The 19,764-nt window shown below is 65.7% G+C and carries 23 protein-coding genes; 9 read left to right on the top strand and 14 right to left on the bottom strand.

Annotation, left to right across the window (positions count from 1 at the left end):
• Nucleotides 1–38: 38 nt before the first annotated feature.
• The gene (locus tag GYB81_RS20395; RefSeq protein WP_161867322.1) at nucleotides 39–1,379 is read left to right on the top strand and encodes an aminotransferase-like domain-containing protein; all 1,341 of its coding nucleotides are present in this window, start codon (nucleotides 39–41) and stop codon (nucleotides 1,377–1,379) included.
• On the opposite strand, the gene GYB81_RS20390 is transcribed toward GYB81_RS20395, so the two are convergent.
• Together GYB81_RS20390 and ahr are read right to left on the bottom strand one after the other, a co-directional pair.
• On the bottom strand, nucleotides 1,376–1,816 hold the full coding sequence (locus GYB81_RS20390) for a GNAT family N-acetyltransferase (protein WP_161867321.1): 441 nt from the start codon (nucleotides 1,814–1,816) through the stop codon (nucleotides 1,376–1,378). The two genes, GYB81_RS20395 and GYB81_RS20390, sit on opposite strands and share 4 nt — an antisense overlap.
• Nucleotides 1,817–1,875: 59 nt before the next feature.
• Nucleotides 1,876–2,907, bottom strand: coding sequence for an NADPH-dependent aldehyde reductase Ahr (gene ahr, locus GYB81_RS20385; protein ID WP_161867320.1), 1,032 nt, complete (start codon nucleotides 2,905–2,907; stop codon nucleotides 1,876–1,878).
• Nucleotides 2,908–3,083: 176 nt separating this feature from the next.
• Between ahr and GYB81_RS20380 the strand changes: the two genes are divergently transcribed.
• Nucleotides 3,084–3,653: a pseudouridine synthase gene (locus GYB81_RS20380; RefSeq protein ID WP_161867334.1), complete on the top strand. Its 570-nt coding sequence runs from the start codon at nucleotides 3,084–3,086 to the stop codon at nucleotides 3,651–3,653.
• 133 nt (nucleotides 3,654–3,786) lie between these two features.
• On the opposite strand, the gene GYB81_RS20375 is transcribed toward GYB81_RS20380, so the two are convergent.
• From GYB81_RS20375 to pmcY, 5 genes are all read right to left on the bottom strand, one after another.
• Nucleotides 3,787–4,179: a globin gene (locus tag GYB81_RS20375; RefSeq protein WP_161867319.1), complete on the bottom strand. Its 393-nt coding sequence runs from the start codon at nucleotides 4,177–4,179 to the stop codon at nucleotides 3,787–3,789.
• A gap of 92 nt (nucleotides 4,180–4,271) precedes the next feature.
• Entirely contained in the window at nucleotides 4,272–4,490 is a 219-nt protein-coding gene (locus GYB81_RS20370) for a DUF2788 domain-containing protein (protein WP_161867318.1), read from the bottom strand.
• Between the two features lie 90 nt (nucleotides 4,491–4,580).
• Nucleotides 4,581–5,060 (bottom strand): Lrp/AsnC family transcriptional regulator, encoded by a 480-nt coding sequence (locus tag GYB81_RS20365; protein ID WP_037051675.1) that lies wholly within the window; start codon nucleotides 5,058–5,060, stop codon nucleotides 4,581–4,583.
• Between the two features lie 342 nt (nucleotides 5,061–5,402).
• Nucleotides 5,403–6,284 (bottom strand): cation diffusion facilitator family transporter, encoded by an 882-nt coding sequence (locus tag GYB81_RS20360; RefSeq protein ID WP_161867317.1) that lies wholly within the window; start codon nucleotides 6,282–6,284, stop codon nucleotides 5,403–5,405.
• A 4-nt stretch (nucleotides 6,285–6,288) separates the two neighbouring features.
• The gene (gene pmcY, locus GYB81_RS20355) at nucleotides 6,289–6,708 is read right to left on the bottom strand and encodes a periplasmic Zn2+ metallochaperone PmcY (protein ID WP_161867316.1); all 420 of its coding nucleotides are present in this window, start codon (nucleotides 6,706–6,708) and stop codon (nucleotides 6,289–6,291) included.
• 128 nt (nucleotides 6,709–6,836) lie between these two features.
• On the opposite strand from pmcY, the gene hrpB reads away from it, so the two are divergent.
• The gene (gene hrpB / locus GYB81_RS20350) at nucleotides 6,837–9,371 is read left to right on the top strand and encodes an ATP-dependent helicase HrpB (RefSeq protein ID WP_161867315.1); all 2,535 of its coding nucleotides are present in this window, start codon (nucleotides 6,837–6,839) and stop codon (nucleotides 9,369–9,371) included.
• 7 nt (nucleotides 9,372–9,378) lie between these two features.
• Entirely contained in the window at nucleotides 9,379–10,185 is an 807-nt protein-coding gene (locus tag GYB81_RS20345; RefSeq protein ID WP_161867314.1) for a TlpA disulfide reductase family protein, read from the top strand.
• Between the two features lie 4 nt (nucleotides 10,186–10,189).
• Here the strand turns inward: GYB81_RS20345 and GYB81_RS20340 are convergent, their stop codons facing one another.
• Nucleotides 10,190–10,924, bottom strand: a complete 735-nt coding sequence (locus tag GYB81_RS20340; protein WP_161867313.1) for a substrate-binding periplasmic protein — start codon at nucleotides 10,922–10,924, stop codon at nucleotides 10,190–10,192.
• A gap of 86 nt (nucleotides 10,925–11,010) precedes the next feature.
• The gene (locus tag GYB81_RS20335) at nucleotides 11,011–12,102 is read right to left on the bottom strand and encodes an endonuclease/exonuclease/phosphatase family protein (RefSeq protein ID WP_161867312.1); all 1,092 of its coding nucleotides are present in this window, start codon (nucleotides 12,100–12,102) and stop codon (nucleotides 11,011–11,013) included.
• Between the two features lie 189 nt (nucleotides 12,103–12,291).
• On the opposite strand from GYB81_RS20335, the gene GYB81_RS20330 reads away from it, so the two are divergent.
• Together GYB81_RS20330 and GYB81_RS20325 are read left to right on the top strand one after the other, a co-directional pair.
• Nucleotides 12,292–13,137 carry an SDR family oxidoreductase gene (locus GYB81_RS20330; RefSeq protein ID WP_161867311.1) on the top strand — a complete coding sequence of 282 codons (846 nt, stop codon included), beginning with the start codon at nucleotides 12,292–12,294 and terminating at the stop codon, nucleotides 13,135–13,137.
• Nucleotides 13,137–13,880, top strand: a complete 744-nt coding sequence (locus tag GYB81_RS20325; protein ID WP_161867310.1) for a substrate-binding periplasmic protein — start codon at nucleotides 13,137–13,139, stop codon at nucleotides 13,878–13,880. The genes GYB81_RS20330 and GYB81_RS20325 overlap by 1 nt, the downstream gene beginning before the upstream one ends.
• A 10-nt stretch (nucleotides 13,881–13,890) precedes the next feature.
• Here the strand turns inward: GYB81_RS20325 and GYB81_RS20320 are convergent, their stop codons facing one another.
• From GYB81_RS20320 to GYB81_RS20310, 3 genes are read right to left on the bottom strand one after another with little or no spacing between them, the layout of a single operon-like run.
• Complete coding sequence (locus GYB81_RS20320; RefSeq protein ID WP_161867309.1) at nucleotides 13,891–14,325, bottom strand: VOC family protein; 435 nt, start codon at nucleotides 14,323–14,325, stop codon at nucleotides 13,891–13,893.
• Nucleotides 14,326–14,355: 30 nt separating this feature from the next.
• A complete protein-coding gene (locus GYB81_RS20315; protein ID WP_161867308.1) occupies nucleotides 14,356–15,024 on the bottom strand; it encodes a YciC family protein in 669 nt (222 codons plus the stop codon).
• A 55-nt stretch (nucleotides 15,025–15,079) separates the two neighbouring features.
• Nucleotides 15,080–15,565: a YbaK/EbsC family protein gene (locus GYB81_RS20310; RefSeq protein WP_178101887.1), complete on the bottom strand. Its 486-nt coding sequence runs from the start codon at nucleotides 15,563–15,565 to the stop codon at nucleotides 15,080–15,082.
• Between the two features lie 50 nt (nucleotides 15,566–15,615).
• Here GYB81_RS20310 and GYB81_RS20305 point away from each other — a divergent pair, with 50 nt between their 5' ends.
• The 3 genes from GYB81_RS20305 to rhlE1 all read left to right on the top strand — a co-directional run bounded on the left by GYB81_RS20305 (nucleotide 15,616) and on the right by rhlE1 (nucleotide 18,590).
• Nucleotides 15,616–16,146: a LabA-like NYN domain-containing protein gene (locus GYB81_RS20305; RefSeq protein ID WP_178101886.1), complete on the top strand. Its 531-nt coding sequence runs from the start codon at nucleotides 15,616–15,618 to the stop codon at nucleotides 16,144–16,146.
• Nucleotides 16,147–16,293: 147 nt separating this feature from the next.
• Entirely contained in the window at nucleotides 16,294–16,896 is a 603-nt protein-coding gene (locus tag GYB81_RS20300; protein ID WP_161867305.1) for a 3'-5' exonuclease, read from the top strand.
• Between the two features lie 350 nt (nucleotides 16,897–17,246).
• Nucleotides 17,247–18,590, top strand: a complete 1,344-nt coding sequence (gene rhlE1, locus GYB81_RS20295) for an RNA helicase RhlE1 (RefSeq protein ID WP_161867304.1) — start codon at nucleotides 17,247–17,249, stop codon at nucleotides 18,588–18,590.
• Nucleotides 18,591–18,871: 281 nt separating this feature from the next.
• Here the strand turns inward: rhlE1 and GYB81_RS20290 are convergent, their stop codons facing one another.
• Together GYB81_RS20290 and GYB81_RS20285 are read right to left on the bottom strand one after the other, a co-directional pair.
• Nucleotides 18,872–19,234 (bottom strand): VOC family protein, encoded by a 363-nt coding sequence (locus GYB81_RS20290; protein ID WP_161867303.1) that lies wholly within the window; start codon nucleotides 19,232–19,234, stop codon nucleotides 18,872–18,874.
• A gap of 89 nt (nucleotides 19,235–19,323) precedes the next feature.
• Nucleotides 19,324–19,761 carry a PAS domain-containing protein gene (locus GYB81_RS20285; protein ID WP_161867302.1) on the bottom strand — a complete coding sequence of 146 codons (438 nt, stop codon included), beginning with the start codon at nucleotides 19,759–19,761 and terminating at the stop codon, nucleotides 19,324–19,326.
• Nucleotides 19,762–19,764: the final 3 nt, after the last annotated feature.

The following is a 19,764-nucleotide window of genomic DNA, read 5'->3' as shown; positions in this document are numbered from 1 at the left end:
GCATTGTATGGGTAAATCTTTATATTGCATGGCAAGCAATGTGGCTCCCTGACCTGTCCAGCAGCGCTTTGCCCACCTACCTCGCCCTGGTGGAGGCCATCGCCGCTGCCATCGGCCGCGGTGAACTCAAGCCCGGCGAACGCCTGCCGCCGCAGCGACGCCTGGCCTGGACGCTGGGCATCAACCCGAGCACGGTGATGCTCGCCTACCGCGAGGCGGCGCGTCGGCATCTGGTCTCCGGCGAGGTCGGACGCGGTACCTACGTGCTGGCCGGCAGCCGCGAGGCGAGCCTGTTCCGCCTCAAGCAACCGGCCACGCAGGGCGAGCTGATCGACCTGTCGACCAACGTGCCGGTGCACGATCCGGACAACCGCGACCTGTCCGCCAGCCTTGCCGCACTGGCTGCACAGGGCGAATTGGATGGGCTGCAGGCCTATCCCTCGGCAGCGCTGGTCGAGCGCGCGCATCTGGCCGGCGCCACCTGGCTGCGCCGCCGCGGCCTGGAACTGGCGCCGAACGGCCTGCTGCTCTGCGCCGGCGCCCAGCAGGGCGTCTCAGCAGCACTGCTGGCGCTGTGCGAGGCCGGCGAGCCGATTCTGGTGGAGCGCTTCACCGCGCCGGGGATCAAGGCCGCCGCGCGCCAGTTGCGCCTGCCGCTGCATGGCGTGGCGATGGACGAACGCGGCATCCTGCCCGACGAGCTAGACCGCCAGGCGCGTGCCACCGGCGCTCGCGTGGTGGTGCTTACCCCCTGCCTGCAGAACCCCACCGGCGCCAGTCTGGATGCCGAGCGCCGCGCCGCAATCGCCGTGGTGGCGCGCCGACGCGGCCTGTGGATCGTCGAGGATGACGTCTACGGCGTGCTCGGCAGCGCCGCCCCGCTGGCGGTGCAGGTGCCCGAACGCTGTCTGCTGATCAGCAGCCTGTCCAAGAGCGTGGCCCCGGGCTTGCGCCTGGGCTTTATCGCCGGCGCACCCGAGCTGCTCGAGCGTATCGACCCCGAAGCCCAGGCCACCCGCTGGGCGGTGACGCCGCTGAGCCTGGCGCTGGCCTGCGAATGGGTCGAGAGCGGCATCGCCGAACGGCGCCTGGCCTGGCAGATCGAGGAATTGCAGCAGCGCTGGCGCCTGGCCGCGCGCGTGCTCGGGCCGCGCATGCCGCAGGGCAGGGCGGTGGCGCCGCATCTGTGGCTCGATGGCGCGCCGCCGGCCGGTTTGGCCGAGGCCTGTCGGCAGCATGGCGTCGAGGTGGTGCCGGCCGAGGTGTTCGCGGTGGAGGCCAATCCGGGGCATGCGGTGCGCATCAGCCTCGCGGCGGCGGCCAGCCGGGTCGAACTCAAGCGTGCATTGGAAGGGATAGTCGCAGCCTGGCCCGTTTAGCCAAGAGACATATGCAGAATCGGAAAGGGCCGCCCGCCGCCATCCAGGCGCGAGCGATCGGTCACCACGAAACCCAGGTGCTGGTAGAAACCGACGGCCTGCGGATTCTGCTCGTTGACGTCGACCCGCGTGGCGCCCAGCTCGTCGATGGCGTAGCGCATCAGCCGCTTGCCCACGCCCTGGCCGTGGCAGGCCGGGTCGACGAAGAGCATTTCCACCATGCCCTCGGCCGTGCCGAGAAAACCCAGGATTCGCCCCGCATCATCTCGCGCGCAGGTCAGCTGCACGGCGGGAAAATACTGCTCGCGCAGCAGCGGCTTGATTACCTGCAGGTCGCTCTCCGGCAGGAAGTGGTGGGTGGCGCGCACGGCGGCCTCCCAGATCGCCACCAGGGTGGGCAGTTCGGCAGGGCTGGGGGTGTCGAGAGTCAGCGGCATGGCTGCAGGCATCTTGGATGAAACGGGGCGCAGAGCATGCCAGCTCCGCGCCCGTGCTGTCATTTGCTGGCGTCGAGCACCACGCGATAGCGCGCCTTGCCGCTACGCAGGTGGTCGATGGCCGCGTTCACCTGGCTCATGGGGAATTGCTCGACCTGCGGCAGGATCTGGTGGCGGGCGCAGAACTCCAACATGGTCGCCATGGTGCTCGGCGAGCCCACCGGCGAGCCGGACAGGCTCTTCTGCTGCGGGATCAGGTTGAACACGTGCACCGGGATGGCGCTGGGCACGATGCCGACGAAGTGCAGGCGACCCTTGCCACGCAGGGTGGCGATCAACGCCTGCCAGTTCAGATCGGCACTGGCGGTGACCAGAAGGAAATCCAGCGTGCCGGCTATCGCCTTCATCGCCGCGCTGTCGGTGGAGGCCACCACCTTGTGCGCGCCCAGGCGCCTGGCTTCGTCCTGCTTGTTCAGCGACGAGGTGAAGGCGGTCACCTCGCAGCCCCAGGCGTTGAGAAAGCGCAGCGCCAGGTGGCCGAGGCCGCCGATGCCAACCACGCCGACGCGGTCGGTGGGCTTGATGTCGAATTCCAGCAGCGGGCTGAACACCGTGGAACCAGCGCAGAACAGCGGGCCGACCAGCGCCGGATCGAGCCCTTCGGGCAGCGGCACGGCCCAGGCCCAGTGCGAGCGCAGGCGGTCGGCGAAGCCGCCGTGACTGCCGACGATGGTGGGTTTGACCGAACGGCACAGCTGGTGCGAGCCCTCCATGCACGAGCCGCAATGCATGCAGCTGCCCTTGTACCAGCCGATGCCGACGCGCTGGCCCAGCGTGAGGCCGCGCGCCTGCTCGCCGAGACGGACGATGGTGCCGACCACTTCATGACCGGGGATGAAAGGGTAGCGCGCGTTGCCCCATTCATTGTCGATCATCGATTGGTCGGAGTGGCAGATGCCGCAGTATTCCACTGCCACCTCCACCTCTTCGGCGCCGAGCGGGCCGGGGTCGTAGCTCAGGCGCTCCAGCGGCGCCTTGGGGGCGGTAGCGGCCCAGCCGGTAAAGGTAGCGAGTTCGGCGCTGTTGCTCATGGCTGACTCCTGTTTCTAGGGGGTGGAATCAGCAGCTTAGTCGCCGCGGCGCGACGGGGAAGCACCATCAGTGCCGCTTATCGTGAGTTAAACTGCGCGACCCAGTTTCCACTGAAGTTTGTCGCATGTCTCGCCCTCGTTCTCCTGCCAGCCGCCGTCCCGCCGCGCCACGCCGTGTGGCCAAGGCGCCGCCCGCTCAGCCGCGGCTGATCCTGCTGAACAAGCCGTTCGACGTGCTGACCCAGTTCAACGACGAGCAGGGTCGCGCCACCCTCAAGGATTTTGTCGCTGTGCCCGGCGTCTACCCGGCCGGGCGCCTGGATCGCGACAGCGAAGGCCTGTTGCTGCTGACCAACGATGGTCGCCTGCAGGCGCGTATCGCCGACCCCAAGCACAAGCTGGCGAAGACCTACTGGGTGCAGGTGGAGGGCGAGCCGAGTGAGGGGCAGCTGCAGCAGCTGCGCGATGGCGTCACGCTCAATGATGGCCCGACCCTGCCGGCCGAGGCGCGGCGCCTGGACGAGCCCGAGCTGTGGGAGCGCAACCCGCCGGTGCGCTTTCGCAAGAGCGTGCCGACCAGTTGGCTGGAGCTGGTGATACGCGAGGGGCGCAACCGCCAGGTGCGGCGCATGACCGCCGCGGTTGGCCTGCCCACTTTGCGCCTGGTCCGCGTGGCCATTGGCCCTTGGACGCTGGATGGTCTGCAACCCGGGCAGTGGCGTGAGATCCCGGCACAACTGCCGTAGCGGCGCGCGGTCGCCTGGGGAAACACTGAAGAAGCCATTTGCCGTCACTCCCGCGAAGGCGGGAATGACGACCATTGCAGTGTATCTGTCGGGCGTTTTGTCGCAGGGCCGGGCCCTGGCGAGATGACCTGAATCAATAACCGGCCTTGATCACGGCAATACCTTTGTTCAGCACTTCACGCCACGCCTGGCGCACGTCCGCGTCGCACTCTTTGTCGTGTTCGCTGATGGTCAGCAGCAAAGCGTCGAGCCACAGGTCGTAGAGTTCGGGGCGGATGTCCAGATGCTGGCGCGAGTGCGATTCGCCAAGGGCACGCAGCTTGGTATCGGGCATCCCGCGCGCGTGCATCACCAGGTTCATGATGCCCTGACGCAGCAGCTGCTTTTGTGCGGGCATGTCGGTGTCGGCGAACTTCTCGCGGATCAGTGGTGAGCTGGCGAGGAAATGGCGGTAGAAATCGTCGAAGAACGTGTGGCTGGCGCAGCAGCGTCCATAGCTTTGCATCACCAGATTGGCGGCGCTCATGTGCAACTCCTTGAGTGGGCAGCCGGCCGCATCGAGGCGGCGGCCTGGAGACGATCAGACGTCTCGCGCGGGCTTGGCGATACTCTGCTCGCTCAACCGTGAATGCCGCGCGCGGTCTCGATGATGTAGGTGATTACCGGCTTGGCCAGGAAGGCGAACAGGCACAGGCCCAGGCCGAGGAACAGAATGGCAGTGCCCAGGCGGCCGGCCTTGGACTTCTTCGCCAAGTCCCAGATGATGAAGAACATGAACAGAATCAGGCCGCCCACCAGGACGTACATCATCAGCGCTTCGAATTGTTCGGTTTCCATGGTGCCTCATGATTCGGACGGAAAACGCAGGGCGGGAATTATACGCACCCTGGATTGGACCGCAGCATGATCCATTTCGCCCTGCGACTTTCAGTCGCGCAGGTGCTGCAACGGCAGCTGCGTGCTGGAGAGAATCTGCTGCAGTACGAAGCTCGAGCGCACGCTGGACACGCCGTCGATACGGGTCAGGGTGCCCAGTAGCAGCTTCTGGTAATGATCCATGTCCGGCACCACCACCTTGAGCTGATAGTCGGCGTCCATCCCTGTGACCAGGCAGCATTCCAGTACCTCAGGGCATTTGCGGATTTCTTCCTGGAAATGCTCGAAGCGCTCTGGCGTATGCCGGTCCATGCCGATCAGAACGTAGGCGGTCAGGCTAAGACCGAGTTTCTTGCGGTCGAGCAGGGCGACCTGGCCAGTGATGTAGCCGTCGTCTTCCAGTTGCTTGACCCGGCGCGAGCAGGGGGAGGGCGACAGGCCGATGCGTTCGGCCAGCTCCTGATTGGACAGGGCAGCGTTGCGCTGCAATTCGGCGAGAATATTCAGGTCGTAGCGATCGAGTTTGTCCATTTTCTAATCGGCTCGTTATCTGGTTGCGAATAATAGTGCTCCTTTAGCTATTAATTGCGCAACAAGACGTTTTGCAAGCAATCTTCGCAATCTTATTTCGGTGCGGCAGGCGTAAGCTTTACCTCAGTTTCACGGCCCGGACGAGAAGTCCTACCGGCCTCGCCCAACCAGGTGAGCCGGCGCCGACGGTCCTACCGGATCGCACCGGCACCCGGGTCCGCACTGCCCAACCAGGCGGGCGACGAAAGCGGCGACAACATCGCCAGCACCGGACAGATTTCCCGAGGGGGCCGCGAGGCCCCTTTTTTATTGCCCGCAGTTGCGGGTAGCAGACGGCCGTGGTCAGTGCCTGACCACTTCCTGAGGGTCGGCATGTACCAGCACCTCGGCGCGGGGGTAGCGTTCGTGGATGGCCTTTTCCACCGCTTCGCAATGCTCATGAGCTTGCGACAGACTCATTTCACCGGGAAGCTCCAGATGCAATTGGACGAACCAGCGTGTGCCGGAAACCCGCGTGCGCAGATCGTGTGCGCCGAGCACGCCAGGGACGGCGCACGCCAGCTCGTGCATCTGCGTGCTGACGTCGGCGGGCAGTTCCTCGTCCATCAGCACGGCCACCGCGCCGCGGACGATGCTGATGGCGCTCCAGAAGATGTAGAAGGCGATACCGATGGCGAACAGCGCATCCATCTGCTGCCAGCCAAAGCGGGTCAGCAGCAGGGCGACGAGGATGCTGCTGTTGAGCAGGATATCGGAGCGGTAGTGCAGCGAATCGGCGTGGATGGCGGTAGAGCCGGTTTCACGCACGACTTTGCGCTGGAACTGCAGCAGGGCCACGGTCAGTGCCAGCGACAGCAGCATCACCGCGACACCTATACCTTCGGCGTCCAGCGGCTGCGGCGATTGCAGGCGCTCGACGCCCTGCAGGCCGATGAGGATGGCGCTGACACCGATGAACAGCGCCTGCCCCAAACCTGCCAGCGCTTCGGCCTTGCCATGGCCGTAGCGATGATCTTCGTCGGCCGGGCGCAGAGCGAAGTGCACGGCGATCAGGTTGATCAGCGAGGCCGCGCTGTCGAGCAGCGAGTCGGTGAGGCCGGCCAGCAAGCTGACCGAGCCGCTCAGCCACCAGGCAATCGCCTTGGCCAGCACCAGGGTCAGCGCCACCGTCAGCGCTGCCCGGGTGGCCAGGCGCATCAACCTGGCGTGCTGCGGGTTTTGCATGAAGTCAGGCAGCCGGGCGCAGGCCGTAGGCAGCCAGTTGCTCGGCGCTGCCGCTGTGCTGGATCAGGCGCGGATCGTCCAGCGGCAGCTGGTGGCCGGTGCTGGTTTCGATCAGCGTTTTCAGCGCGTACTGGTCGACCTTGCCGTCTGCGCCGATCAGTTGCTTGAGCTGTTGCGGGTCGACCTGAGCGGTCTGGCCTTCCGGCAGGTAGATGGCGCCGGTGGCGAAATCCACGGCGAAGGCAATCAGGCCGGGAATCACGTAGAACAGCAGACCGATGGCGTTGGCACCGGCGATCACCGGGTCGATCCGGCCTTCGATCTGGCCCCGGCGATCCGGGTAGAAAATCGAACCGCACGCGGTCAGTTGAGCGAACAGGGTAGCGGCGACCAGGCCGGCAATAACGCGGGATTTCGTGCGCATGAGCACCTCCAGAAAAAAGTGGCGCAACTATAGCAAGGCGTTGATTGTAAAACTGCTGTGCGCTTTTTATGACTCGCGGGGCGTCTGGCAGTTCGCCGTTATAATCGCCGGCCTGTTGTGGAGATACCATGAACGACCTGCCGATCGACGCCCTGTTACCCGCCCTGTGTGATGCCCTCAGCGCCCGCCACGAAGTGGTGCTGGAGGCGCCGCCCGGTGCCGGCAAGACCACCCGCGTGCCGCTGGCATTGCTCGATGCGCCCTGGTTGCGCGGGCAGAAGATCCTCATGCTCGAACCGCGCCGGCTGGCTGCCCGCGCGGCCGCCGAGCGCCTGGCCAGCGAGCTGGGCGAGCGCGTCGGCGAGACGGTCGGCTACCGCATCCGCCTGGATAGCAAGGTGGGACCGAACACACGCATCGAGGTGGTCACCGAGGGCATCCTCGCCCGCCGCCTGCAGGATGACCCGGCGCTGGAAGGCGTTGGTCTGGTGATATTCGACGAGTTCCACGAGCGCAGCCTGGATGCCGATCTGGCCCTGGCGCTGACGCTCAATGGCCGCGCCATGTTCCGTGCCGAGGATAGCGGCGAGGCGCCGCTCAAGGTGCTGCTGATGTCGGCGACCCTCGAAGGCGAGCGCCTGGCCGCCTTGCTGAGCGACGCCCCGGTACTGCGCAGCGAAGGGCGCATGTTTCCGGTGGATATCCGCTGGGGCGCGCCGTTCCAACCGGGCGAGTGGGTCGAACCGCGTGTGCTGCAGACGGTACAGCAGGCGCTGGCCGATGAGTCCGGCAGCCTGCTGGTGTTCCTGCCGGGCCAGGCCGAGATTCGCCGCGTGGCCGAGCAACTGGGCGAGGCGCTGGCCGGTCGCGACGATATCCTGCTCTGTCCGCTGCATGGCGAGCTGGAACTGTCCGCGCAACGTGCGGCCATCGAACCGGCACCGGCGGGCAAGCGCAAGGTGGTGCTGGCCACCAACATCGCCGAGACCAGCCTGACCATCGACGGCGTGCGTGTGGTGGTCGATGCCGGCCTGGCGCGAGTGCCGCGCTTCGATCCGGCCAGCGGCATGACGCGCCTCGATACCCAGCGCATTTCCCGTGCTTCGGCCACCCAGCGTGCCGGCCGCGCCGGCCGCCTCGAGCCAGGCGTATGCTACCGCTTGTGGTCACAGGCGCAGCACGAACAACTCAGCGCCTATTCCGGCGCGGAAATCCTTGCGGCCGATCTGGCCGGGCTGGCCCTGCAACTGCTGCGCTGGGGTGTGACGCCGCAGGAGCTGAGCTGGCTCGACGTGCCGCCGCCGGCTGCTTATGCCCAGGCGCTGGACTTGCTCGGCCGCCTCGGTGCGCTGGACGAGCGTGGCGCGCTCAACGCACATGGCCAGGCCATGGCCGAGCTGCCCAGCCATCCGCGCATCGCTCATCTGCTGCTGCGTGGCCAGGCGCTGGGCCTGGGCGCTCTGGCCTGCGACTTGGCCGCGCTGCTGTCCGAGCGCGACATTCTTCGGGGGGCTGGCGCCGATCTGCACAGTCGCCTGGCCCTGCTCAGCGGCGAAACCCGCGGCACGCGCGGCGCTCAAGGCGGCGTGCAGCGCGCGCGGCAGTTGGCCAAGCAATTTCAGGGACTGCTCCGGGGCCGGCCGGAAAACCAGGCCGTGAGCGACCCCGAGCACCCGCGCTGGCTCGGCTGTCTGCTGGCTTTCGCCTACCCCGACCGCATCGCCCAGCAGCGCCGCGCCGGTGGCGCCGACTACCGCCTGGCCAACGGTCGCGCCGCGCAGTTCGCTGAAGCCGATGCGCTGATGAAGCACGAATGGCTGGTAGTAGCAGACCTGGGTAGCCGCCAGGGCCAGCGCGAGGAGCGTATCTATCTGGCGGCCGATCTCGATCCGGCGCTGTTCGAGCGCGAACTGGCCGAGCAGGTGCAGACGCTGGAGGTGCTCGACTGGGACGAGCGCGAAGGCGCGCTGCGCGCCGAGCGTCAGCGCAAGGTGGGCGAACTGGTGCTGGAGCGTCAGGCGTTGGCCACACTGGATGAGGACACGCGCAGCCGCGCCCTGGTCGGCCTGGTGCGGCGCAAGGGCCTTGAACTGTTGCCCTGGACGCCGGAGCTGCGCCAGTGGCAGGCGCGCGTTGCGCTGCTGCGCGAGCTCGATTTGCAACAACACCGGCAAAGCGAATGGCCGGATCTATCCGATGCTGCGCTGCTGGCCAGCCTCGAGCAGTGGCTGACGCCCTTCCTGGGCAAGGTCAACCGCCTCAGCCACTTCGCCAATCTCGACCTGCCATCGATCCTGCAAACGCTGCTGCCCTGGCCGCTGCCGCAACGCCTTGACGAGCTGGCGCCGCGCACGTTGGGTGTGCCGTCCGGCTCGCGCATCGCCATCGACTACACGGAAAACCCGCCGGTGCTGGCCGTACGCCTGCAGGAACTGTTCGGCCTGGCCGCCACGCCGCACATCGCCGGCGGCCGCCTGGGCCTCAAGCTGCACCTGCTGTCACCGGCGCGCCGTCCGGTGCAGGTGACCCAGGACCTGGCCAGCTTCTGGGCCAACACCTACGCCGAGGTGAAGAAGGACCTGAAGGGCCGCTATCCCAAACATTACTGGCCCGACGACCCCTTGATTGCCGAGCCCACCGCGCGGGCCAAGCCGAGAAAGTGAGAAACCGATGCTGACCCTGAATGTCGGGCCGCTGGCCCTGGGTGTTACCCATGTGCTGCTGTTCGGCAGCCTGCTGGCGGCGACGCTGGTCGGCTGGCTGATCGGTCGTCGGCATGGTTGCAATCCAGAAGGCCAGTTGTTCCGCATGCTCATGCTCGGGCTGCTGGTGGCGCGGGTGGCCTTCGTGCTGGTGTATGCCGAGTTCTACCGTGATGCGCCGTGGCGCGCGCTGGATATTCGTGATGGCGGCTTCATCGCCTGGCCGGGTGTGCTCGCCGGGCTGGCGCTGGGTGGCTGGTATCTCTGGCGCCAGGTGGGGCTGCGGCGGCCGCTGGGTGTGGCGATGTCTGTCGGCGTGGCGCTATGGCTCGCTGGCAACCTGATGCTGCACGCGTTGGAGCAGGGCACGCGGCTGCCTGATCTTCAGGTGCAGGATATGCGGGGTAACCCGGTGAACCTGCGCGATTACGCCGGTCAGCCATTGGTGGTCAATCTTTGGGCCACCTGGTGCCCGCCGTGTCGGCGCGAGATGCCGGTGTTGATGCAGGCGCAGCAGCGCGAGGCGGCTATCACTTTTCTTTTCGTCAATCAGGGGGAAGGCGCCGCGCTGGTAAGCGAGTTCCTCGCTGCGCAGCAACTGAGCCTGGATCACCTGCTGCTCGACGAACAGGTCAAGCTGGGGCAACTGGTGGGCTCACGCGCACTGCCCACCACGCTGTTCTACGACGCCGAGGGGCGTCAGATCGGCAGCCATCTCGGCGAGCTGTCGCACGCCAGCCTGGAGCGGGCGCTGGCCAGGTTGCGTGACGAATGAAGGGTCAGTACAGCCACAGATCCTCGCCGGTATCCTTCAGCTGTTGATAGGCCCGATCCAGGTCATCACGCAGGCGCTCGGCACCTGGTGCATGGCGCGAGTAGATCATCCTCAGCGGCAGGCGTTGCACTTCGACGAAGGGCAGATCATCCATGCCCAGCTCACGCATGGCCTGTTCGACCGGCGCGCGATAGTCCAGCAAATAGTCGGCACGTCGGCGCTGGAGCATTTCCAGAGCCGAGGTGTGGCTGCGGGTGCGGTGCGCGATGACGTTACGTACCGGATCTTCCAGCCATTGATTGACGTCCTGCCAGTAGCTGTAGCCCGTGATCAGGATCACCCCGCGGTCGTGCAATTCATCCGGGATGATGGGCGCCGGCGTGTCGAGGCGAAAATACAGGTTGAGGGTGATTTCCCCCAGTAGGTGCCGGCCCTCCAGCGTGTGGCCGGCCAGCTCCGGCTTGCCGGATGCGCCGGCCCAGAGCTGGATGCTGCCGTCGAGCAGGCCGGCGTAAAGGCGGGCGCCGGGGTAGGAGCGAAAGTCGGCCTCATAGCCCGCCGCATCGAGCAGGCGCGCGGTGAGCTCCAGCCCCGAGCCGCTTGGCTGACCTTGGGCATCGGTATAGGAGTAGGGCGGAAACTCGTAGTAACCCACATGAATGCGCTGCCTGGTCTCGGCGGCGTGGGCAGCCGAGAGCCAGAACAGGGCGATGAATATCAGGCAGAAGCGTCTTGGCATTTGGCTCGCGGCTCTTCGCCGTCTTTTCATTCTTCAGTGGTGCACCGCGAGGATGGACAAGAGATGGCCGGCTTGTCCAGCCCGGCCTAATCCTCGCTGGGCAGGAAGAAGCGACCGATGACCGGCAGGTGGTCGGAAATGGCCAGGGTATCGTGCTGGCGAACCTGACTGGCGAGCAGGGTCAGGCGCGGGCTGTAGAACAGATAGTCGAGGGTGCGATCGGGGCCGTGTGCGGCCGGGTCGTTGGGGTAGTGGGTGTACCACTGCGCCTGCTTGGTGCCGCTGGCCTGCTGCAGACTCGGGATCATCGGGTAGCGGCGAGCCAGGCCCTGCAGCTCGCTGTCGGCTGCGTACCAGCTGCGTTGGTCCTCCGGCAAATGCCGGAACTGGCCGGGCGGCAGCAGGTTGAGATCGCCGCCCAGTACCCAGGTCTTGCCCGCGCCTTGCAGTTGCTGGAGCAGGCCGTCGGTCATCTGCACCTGGCGCTGCATGGTGTTCTGGCCCTGGGCGAAGGCATCGAAATGGGTGTTGATCGTCACCAGTTCTTCGCCGCCACGAATCGGTAGGTAGCTGACCAGCAGCGCGCGTTTGAGCTGGAACTGGCGGCTTAGCGGATCGGCCTCCAGCATGGGCAGTTGCAGGCGTTCGGCGCGGGCGATCTGGAAGCGGCTGAGGGTGCCCAGCTTCATGCCGACACTGCCGAGAATGCGTGGATGGGGGACGAACGCGGCCTTCCAGTAAAACGCCTGGCTGCTGCACGGATAGAGGTCGCCCAGGCGCGCCTGCAGCAGGGCCAACTGGTCCTGGTGGTCGCTGGCCTTGGCGTTGTCGTGCAGTTCCTGCAGCAGCACCAGGTCGGGCTGCTCGGCGCGCAGTACGCGCACCACTTCTTCGAGCGTCAGCGCCAGGTCCTCGCTGCTCGGGCGCTCGTCCGGACCGTCGCTGCCGGGCAGGTCGTACCAGAACACATAGCGTTTGCCGGCCAGGTACTGCACGTTCCAGGTCATCACCTTGAGCGCCTGGCCAGGTTGCAGCTGCGCTACCTGGCCGGTGCAGGTCACGACCGCGTCCTCCCGTGGCAGCGGGCGCCAGGTCAGGCCGTAGATCAGTGCGACCAGCGCCGCGAGAGAAGGCAGCGCAATCAACAGAAGCAGACGAAGCGGGCGGGGCAGCGACATGGCGAAGCGGGCGACTATGCTCAAAGCTGGCGAGGATACCCGAGCGCGCGGCATCGTCCCAGGCATGCGAGCTGCGCCTACCGCTGCCCGCTTCGCCCTGCCATGCGCCTGCAGTACCATGCCGAAAGGTTCGACAGGCCGGGCGATGGAACGGGCTTGTCGTTGACACTGGGCCGCCGGGAGTCACCCATGTATCGCAAGGTATTTGCCAACAAGGTATTCGACCGCAAGGTGGTGCTGATCACGGGCGGTTGCGCGGGGATCGGTCGGGCGCTGGCCATGCGCCTGGCGCAGGCCGGAGCGCGGCTGGTGATTCTCGATCTGCAGCAGGCAGCGCTGGACAGCCTGGTGCAGCACCTGGCCGACCACCATAACGCCGAGGCGCTGGGGCTGCTTTGCGACGTCGCCGATGCCGAGGCGGTACAGCGCGCCGTGGCCCTGGCGGTTGAGCGTTTCGGCGGGATCGATGTATTGATCAACAATGCCGGCATCACCCACCGCAGCACGTTCGCCGAGACCAGTCTGGAGGTCTTCCAGCGGGTCATGGCGGTCAACTATTTCGGTGCGCTGCACTGCACTCAGGCGGCGCTACCCAGCCTTATCGCCCGGCGCGGGCAGATCATCGTGCTCAGTTCGCTGTCGGGTATCGCGCCCTTGCTTTACCGCAGCGCCTACAACGCCAGCAAGCATGCGTTGCATGGCCTGTTCGAAACGCTGCGCTACGAGCTCAAGGGCTCGGGAGTGAATGTGATGCTGGTGTGCCCAGGCTTCACCGCCACCGACCTGCGCAAGAACGCCCTGGTTGGTGACGGCTCGGTGGCCGCACAGGCGCCCCTGGCGATGGGTAAGGTCGCCTCACCGCAGGATGTTGCCGAGGCCGTCTATCAGGGTGCGCTCAAACGCCGGCGCTTGCTGGTGCTGTCGAATGTCGACTGGCGCGCGCGGGTGCTGGCGCGCTTCTTCCCGAGAGTCTTCGAGCGTGTGCTGTTGCCGCGTCTGTCCGGGTTGCGGCCGCAGGGTTCGGGGCGCCACTGATGCGTCTCTGGCTACTCGTCCTGCTCATGCTGTCGCCGCTGTACCGCGCCGGCGCAGCCGAGCCTTTGCGGGTGATGACCGACCTGTGGCCACCCTTTCGCATGGAAGACGAGAACGGCCAGCTGCAGGGATTGGACATCGATTTGCTCGCTGAACTGTCGCGCCGCACCGGCCTGCGCTTCGAGGTGCAGCGGGCGCCCTGGGCGCGTGGCCTGGCGGCGTTGGAACAGGGCACAGCGGACCTGATGACCGGTCTGGCCAGGACGCCCGAGCGCGAGCGCTACATTCGCTACCTGGACGCGCCTTACTACGCTTGCTCGCCGCGCTTCTATGCCAGCCCGGCGCTGGCCATGCGCTTGAACGACTACGCATCGCTACGCGGGTTGCGCATCGGCTATGTGCTGGAATCGGTTTACTTTCAGCCGTTCGACGATGACAAGTCGCTGGACAAGGTCGGCGTCAGCAGCGAACGGCAATTGCTGGAGATGTTGGTGCGCGGTCGTATCGATGTACTGGTCGGTACCGATTGTCAGGTCGACTACGCCTTGCTTGCCCCCGAACTGGCCGGGCGCATCGTCAAGGCTGCCTATCACCCCGATGCGCGCACGGCGCTCTATATCGGTTTCTCGCGCAAGCGCCTGGCGCGCCAGCCAGCACTGGCCGCTGCGCTCGCGGAGTTGTTGCGCGAGGGCTGGATTGCCAATGCCGCGCTGCGCTATCAGCCGGTGGTGGCACGCCAGTAGGCGAGCCGGGTCAGCCGTGCTCGTGCTGTGCAGCGCCGGCCAGCATCAGTTCCATGTCCCAGAAGGCCGCCTCGATCTTGTGGCCGTCGAGATCCCTGACGAAGCAGCCGTAGTAGGGCTCGCCATACTCGGGGCGCGGTCCCGGCTGGCCTTCGTCCTGGCCGCCCGCTGCCAGCGCTGCCTCGTGAAAGGCATGCACCGAGGCCTTGTCCGGGGCGACGAAGCCGAAGTGACTGCCGTTGCCGAGTGTCGCCGGCTGGCCATTGATCGGCGTTTGCACCCAGAACTCCGGATACTCGCGGCCGAAGGCCACCGCCCCCGGGTGGCGCATGATTTCCCGGCAACCGAGGGTTGCCAGTACCTTGGCGTAGAAGGCACTGGCGGCGTCGAAATCGTTGGTGCCGATGGACACGTGGGACAGGATGCTGGGGTTGGTTTCGCTCATGACGCTCTCCGGGCCGGGAAAACAGCAAGCCTAGTCACTGTTCTCGCTATTTGCCGCCTGCTGGGGTTCGAGCAGCATGAACAGGCGGAACAGCACCACGAGGGCGAACAGTTGCAGGAAGCCATTGCCGGTCTGATGCAGCACCCACAGCAAGGTGTCGCTGTGGTTCGGCTGCGTCCACCAGTCCAGCAGCCACAGCGGCACCAGCACATTGGCCAGGCAGGCGAACACCGGCCAGAAGCGCCCCTCGGTCAGCGCGAAGCTGGCTTGCAGGGCGCGCATTGGCGGCTCCTGGCGCAGCACCAGGATCAGTTCGGAGAAGGCCAGGCGCATCATGATCCAGATGCCCGGGACGATGAACAACGACAGGCCGAGCATGATCGCCAGTGTGCTCAGCCCGGTCATCAGGGCGAAGGACGGCCACAGCTGCAAGCCGGCCGCGAACAGCTGCGCGTTGCCGGGCGTCTGGCCGATGCTGCGGGCGTGCAGGAAGAGAATCAGCGGCGCGGCGTACAGCGGGTAGAAGAGAATGCCGAGCAGCACGCCATAGGCCGGGTTGGCGCCTTCGCCGAGCTGAGCGGCGAGGATCGTCTGGGCGATGGCTTCGAGCAGCAACAGCGGCAGGGTCAGGCGGGCAATGGCGGCGAGGTTGTGGCTGGAGAAGAACCAGGCGTCACGCAAAACGGAAAGTGGGCTCATCGACAGGTTACCAGGTGTCAGGGCTCCAGCACTGTGGCTGGTTGCCGGGATGGGATCAAGAGTACTCCAGCTGCGCATTGGGCTGCGCGGCGAGCAGGCGCGGCAGTTCATCGCCGGGCACTTCCAGGGTCAGCTGCGGCGGGCCCGGCGAATACAGCAGAAAGTCGCAGGCCAGCAGCGCGCGGTCGATCAGCAGGGTGATGGTGGCGTCGTGGCCGAACGGGCAGGCGCACATCGGCACGCAGCCGGTGTGCTCGATCAGCTCCGCGTCGCTGGCGATGCGCGGGCGCTTGCCGAGCAACGCTTTGAGTCTGGCCCAGTCGGCGCGAGCGCCTTCGAGGGTGACCAGCATGGCGTAGCGCTGCGCATCGATGCGCAGGAACAGGCTCTTGCTCTCCACACCGCGCAGGCCGAAACGCTGGCGTACGGCGTGGGCGGTGGGGTAGTCGAGCACCGCTTCGTGCTCGACCAGGCGATGGCTGATTTGCAGGCGCTGGAGCAGGTCGAGGTTGCGCTGGCAGAGGCGTTCTAGAGGCGTCATGGCGGCAAGCATAGGGGCTGCGTCGCGCCCCGGCCAGCCCTGGACGCAGGATGGCGCCGGCTCTGGCATACTGGCGCCTTCGTTGCCCCCGAGGACTCCCGGTGAAGAAGATCGCCGTATTCGCCGATGTGCAGAACCTCTACTACACGGTGCGCCAGGTGCATGGCTGCCATTTCGACTACAGCGTGCTGTGGGCCGAGGTCAGTCGCCGTGGCGTGATCGTCGAGGCCTATGCCTACGCCATCGACCGTGGTGACGCCAAGCAGCAGCAGTTCCAGCAAATTCTGCGCAAGCTGGGTTTCACCGTGAAGCTCAAACCCTATATCCAGCGTGCCGACGGTTCGGCCAAAGGGGATTGGGACGTGGGCATCACCATCGATGTGCTCGACGCCGCCGAGCGCGTCGACGAGATCGTCCTGGCCTCCGGGGACGGTGATTTCGACCTGTTGCTCGAACGCGTGCGCAGTCGTGGCCTGGATGCCATCGCCTTCGGTGTGCCGGGGCTGACGGCGCAGTCGCTGATCCGGGCTGCCAGCCTGTACGTGCCCATCGAAGGCGATCTTTTGCTGCGCAATCACTGAGATCGTGTCAGTCGACGGTGTTCGCATCTCGCGCGTCGGCTGTGCTCGCAATGCTCATGCAGTTCAATACACTCTGCCTGTCGTGCGCATCCCCAACGTGACCGGTCTCCGCTCGCGCCGACTTCTTCACAAGCTCCGAGGTTTTACGTGGAATCCATCGCCGTCATCGACTTCGAAACCACCGGCGTGTCGCCGACCAAGGCGCGTGCCACCGAGATCGGCGTGGCGATCATCGAGGACGGGCGTATCGTCGACCGCTACCAGAGTCTGATGAACAGTGGCGCCTGGGTGCCGCCGTTCATCGAGCAGCTGACCGGCATCAGCAACGCCATGCTGCGCAAGGCGCCGCCGTCGGAGCAGGTGATGAACGAGGTGGCCGACTTCATCGGCGAAAGGCCGTTGCTGGCGCATAACGCGTCCTTCGACCAGAAGTTCTGGGACGCCGAGCTGGCGCGGGTGCGTCGGTGTCGCTTGCAGCCGTTCGCCTGTTCCCTGCTGCTGTCGCGGCGTTTGCTGCCGGAGGCGCCGAGCCACAAGCTGGGCAACCTCAACACCTGGGCCGGCCTGCCGGATACCGGCCGCGCTCACCGCGCCCTGGCCGATGCCGAGATGGCGGCGAACCTGACCCTGCATCTGTTCGGCCTGCTGCGCGAACGCCATGGCCGGTACCAGGCCGATCATGCCTTTCTCTGCCAGCTGCAGAACCTCTCGGCGGCCAAGGTGCGGGCGTTGCTGGCCAGCGCTTGCTGAGCTGGCCTCGTCCTTGTAGGAGCGGCTTTAGCCGCGAGCTTTTATCGCGGCTAAAGCCCCTCCCACGGTTTTTCTTGCGCGTTGGGGATTGCTGCGGCTGAAGCTGCTGCGGGTTGGTAGCCCGGATGCAATCCGGGGAGAGTGGCGCATGTTCCCGGATTACATCCGGGCTACAACGTCTTTCGTTTCTGTGGGAGGCGCTTTAGCGGCGAGCTTTTGTCGCGGTTAAAGCGGAATGCTGCCCTGCCGCTCCTACGGCGTTTTGCCGAGGATTTTCGCGGCTGAAGCCGCTCCTACATATAGGGACAGGTTAAACTGCGCGCCTGTTTCCTTTCCGATTCGGTTGCCCCATGACCTTCGCCTCCCTCGGTTTGATCGAGCCGCTGCTGCGCACTCTCGCCGAACTCGATTACCAGACCCCGACTCCGGTGCAGAGCCAGGCCATCCCCGCCGTGCTCAAGGGCCGCGACCTGATGGCCGCGGCGCAGACCGGCACCGGCAAGACCGCGGGTTTCGCGCTGCCGCTGCTGCAGCGCCTGACTCTGGAAGGCCCGCAGGTGGCCAGCAACTCGGTGCGTGCGCTGGTGCTGACCCCGACCCGTGAACTGGCCGAGCAGGTGCTGCAGAGTTTCCAGGCCTACGGCCGCAATCTGCCGCTGACCAGCTATGCGGTATACGGCGGGGTCAGCATCAACCCGCAGATGATGAAGCTGCGCAAGGGCGTCGACGTGCTGGTGGCCACGCCGGGCCGTCTGCTCGACCTGTACCGGCAGAACGCGGTGAAGTTCTCCCAGCTGCAGACCCTGGTGCTGGATGAGGCCGACCGCATGCTCGACCTGGGCTTCGCCCGCGAATTGGACGAGCTGTTCAGCGCGCTGCCGAAAAAGCGCCAGACCCTGCTGTTCTCCGCCACCTTCTCCGATGCCATCCGGCAGATGGCCGGCGAGCTGCTGCGCGACCCGCTGTCGGTGGAAGTCAGCCCGCGCAACGCCGCAGCCAAGACCGTCAAACAGTGGCTGATCCCGGTGGACAAGAAGCGCAAGAGCGAGCTGTTCCTGCATCTGTTGCAGGAAAAGCGCTGGGGCCAGGTGCTGGTGTTCGCCAAGACCCGCAAGGGCGTCGATCAGCTGGAACAGGAACTGCTGGCCATGGGCGTGTCCGCCGACTCGATCCATGGCGACAAGCCACAGCCGAGCCGCCTGCGCGCGCTGGAGCGCTTCAAGGCCGGCGAGGTGCAGATCCTGGTGGCCACCGATGTGGCTGCGCGCGGGCTGGATATCGACGACCTGCCGCTGGTGGTCAATCTCGACCTGCCGATCAACGCCGAGGATTACGTGCACCGCATTGGCCGTACCGGCCGCGCCGGCAGCACGGGCGAGGCGATCTCCCTGGTCTGCGCTGACGAAGTGGATCAACTGGCAGCGATCGAGAACCTGACTCAGCAGTTGATCAAGCGTGTCGACGAACCGGATTTCATTCCTGATCACCGCGTACCGCTGACTGCGGTCGGTGGCCAGGTGCTGAAAAAACCCAAGAAGCCTAAGCAGAAGCTGATCCCCGGTGCGGGCAAGGCCGCTGGCAAAGGCAATATTCACCTCGGCCGCTGGTTCGAGGAAGAAGACGCCAAGCCCAAGGTCAAGGCAGTACGCAAGGTGCCGAGCTTCGGCAGCAAGCCCAAGGGCGGCAAGAAGTAGTCATCGGAAAAGCTCGCGGCTAAAGCCCCTCCCACAGGCGTAATGTCGCTCTCACAGGAAACGGTCGAACGCCACCAGGCCCCTCGCCCTCTGGAAGAGGGTTAGGGAGAGGGGGGAACTGGCAGTTTTGCGGTGTTTTCAGCCCTCTCCCCAACTGCTCTCCACCAGGCGTGCCCCTAATAAATGGGAGAGCGGAGCCAAGCTCATAAAGCTCTAAGTGAATAGCTTCATTCTCACAGGCGCAGCTTGTTGCATGTGGGAGGGGCTTTAGCCGCGACGAGTCAGCTGTTCTGGCCGATGCGCCAGAGCACGCCGCTGGGGTCGAACGCCATGAACTCGCGCATGCCCCAGGGCTGATCCTGCGGCGCGATCAGGCGCGTGCCGAAACGCTCGTCCAGGCGTGCAGCCTGAATCTGCGCCCACCAGCTATCGACTTCCTCCACCAGCAGGTGCATGACGAAGTTCTCTGCCTGCTCCTTGACGTAGAAGTTCTGCAGCAGGAACGCACAGTGTTCGCCGTGGCTGAAGTAGGCCATCTGATCGTCCGACCAGCCGGGCTTGAAGCCCATGGCCTGGTAGAAGTCCTTGCTCAGTTCGAAGTCCCGCGCCGGGACGAAGGTTTTCAGTTCAACGCTGCGCAGCATGTAAATCCCTTTTTCGTCGGAACCGTAGCCCGGATGCAATCCGGGAGCATCTGGCATCGGCCCCGGATTGCATCCGGGCTACGAGCGCATCAGTTAGTCGATTGTGTCTGCGCCGCCACGGCCGCCGCCGTCATGTCGTAGATCACCAGACACACATGCTCCACCGGCTGGCCGGCCAGTGGCAGCAGGGTGACGTTCTGGTACATGAAATCGGCCTGGCCGGTGATCGGCTGGTAGCTCTTGAAGCGCATCAGGTAGGGGCGCTGCTGCCACAGGCTGAAGGCGCGGGTGCCGAGTTGCACGACGCTTTCCACCTTGCGCTCCAGCCACGAGCGGTCGATGTCGGGGAACAGCTCGAACAGCGAGCGGCCCTGTACCTGATCCGGGCCAAGCCCTGAATGGTTCTCCATGAAGGCATTCCACACCTCGACGCGGTACTGGCGGTCGAGCACCACCACGCCCACATCGATGCATTGCACGATGTCGAGCAGCCAGTGGACTTCCTTGATATCGATCTGCGCGGGCATGGC

It is taken from the genome of Pseudomonas yangonensis, assembly GCF_009932725.1.
Lineage (GTDB): Bacteria > Pseudomonadota > Gammaproteobacteria > Pseudomonadales > Pseudomonadaceae > Aquipseudomonas > Aquipseudomonas yangonensis.
Note: the sequence above shows the minus strand (reverse complement) of the source record. Positions and strands in the feature narration are given on the sequence as shown.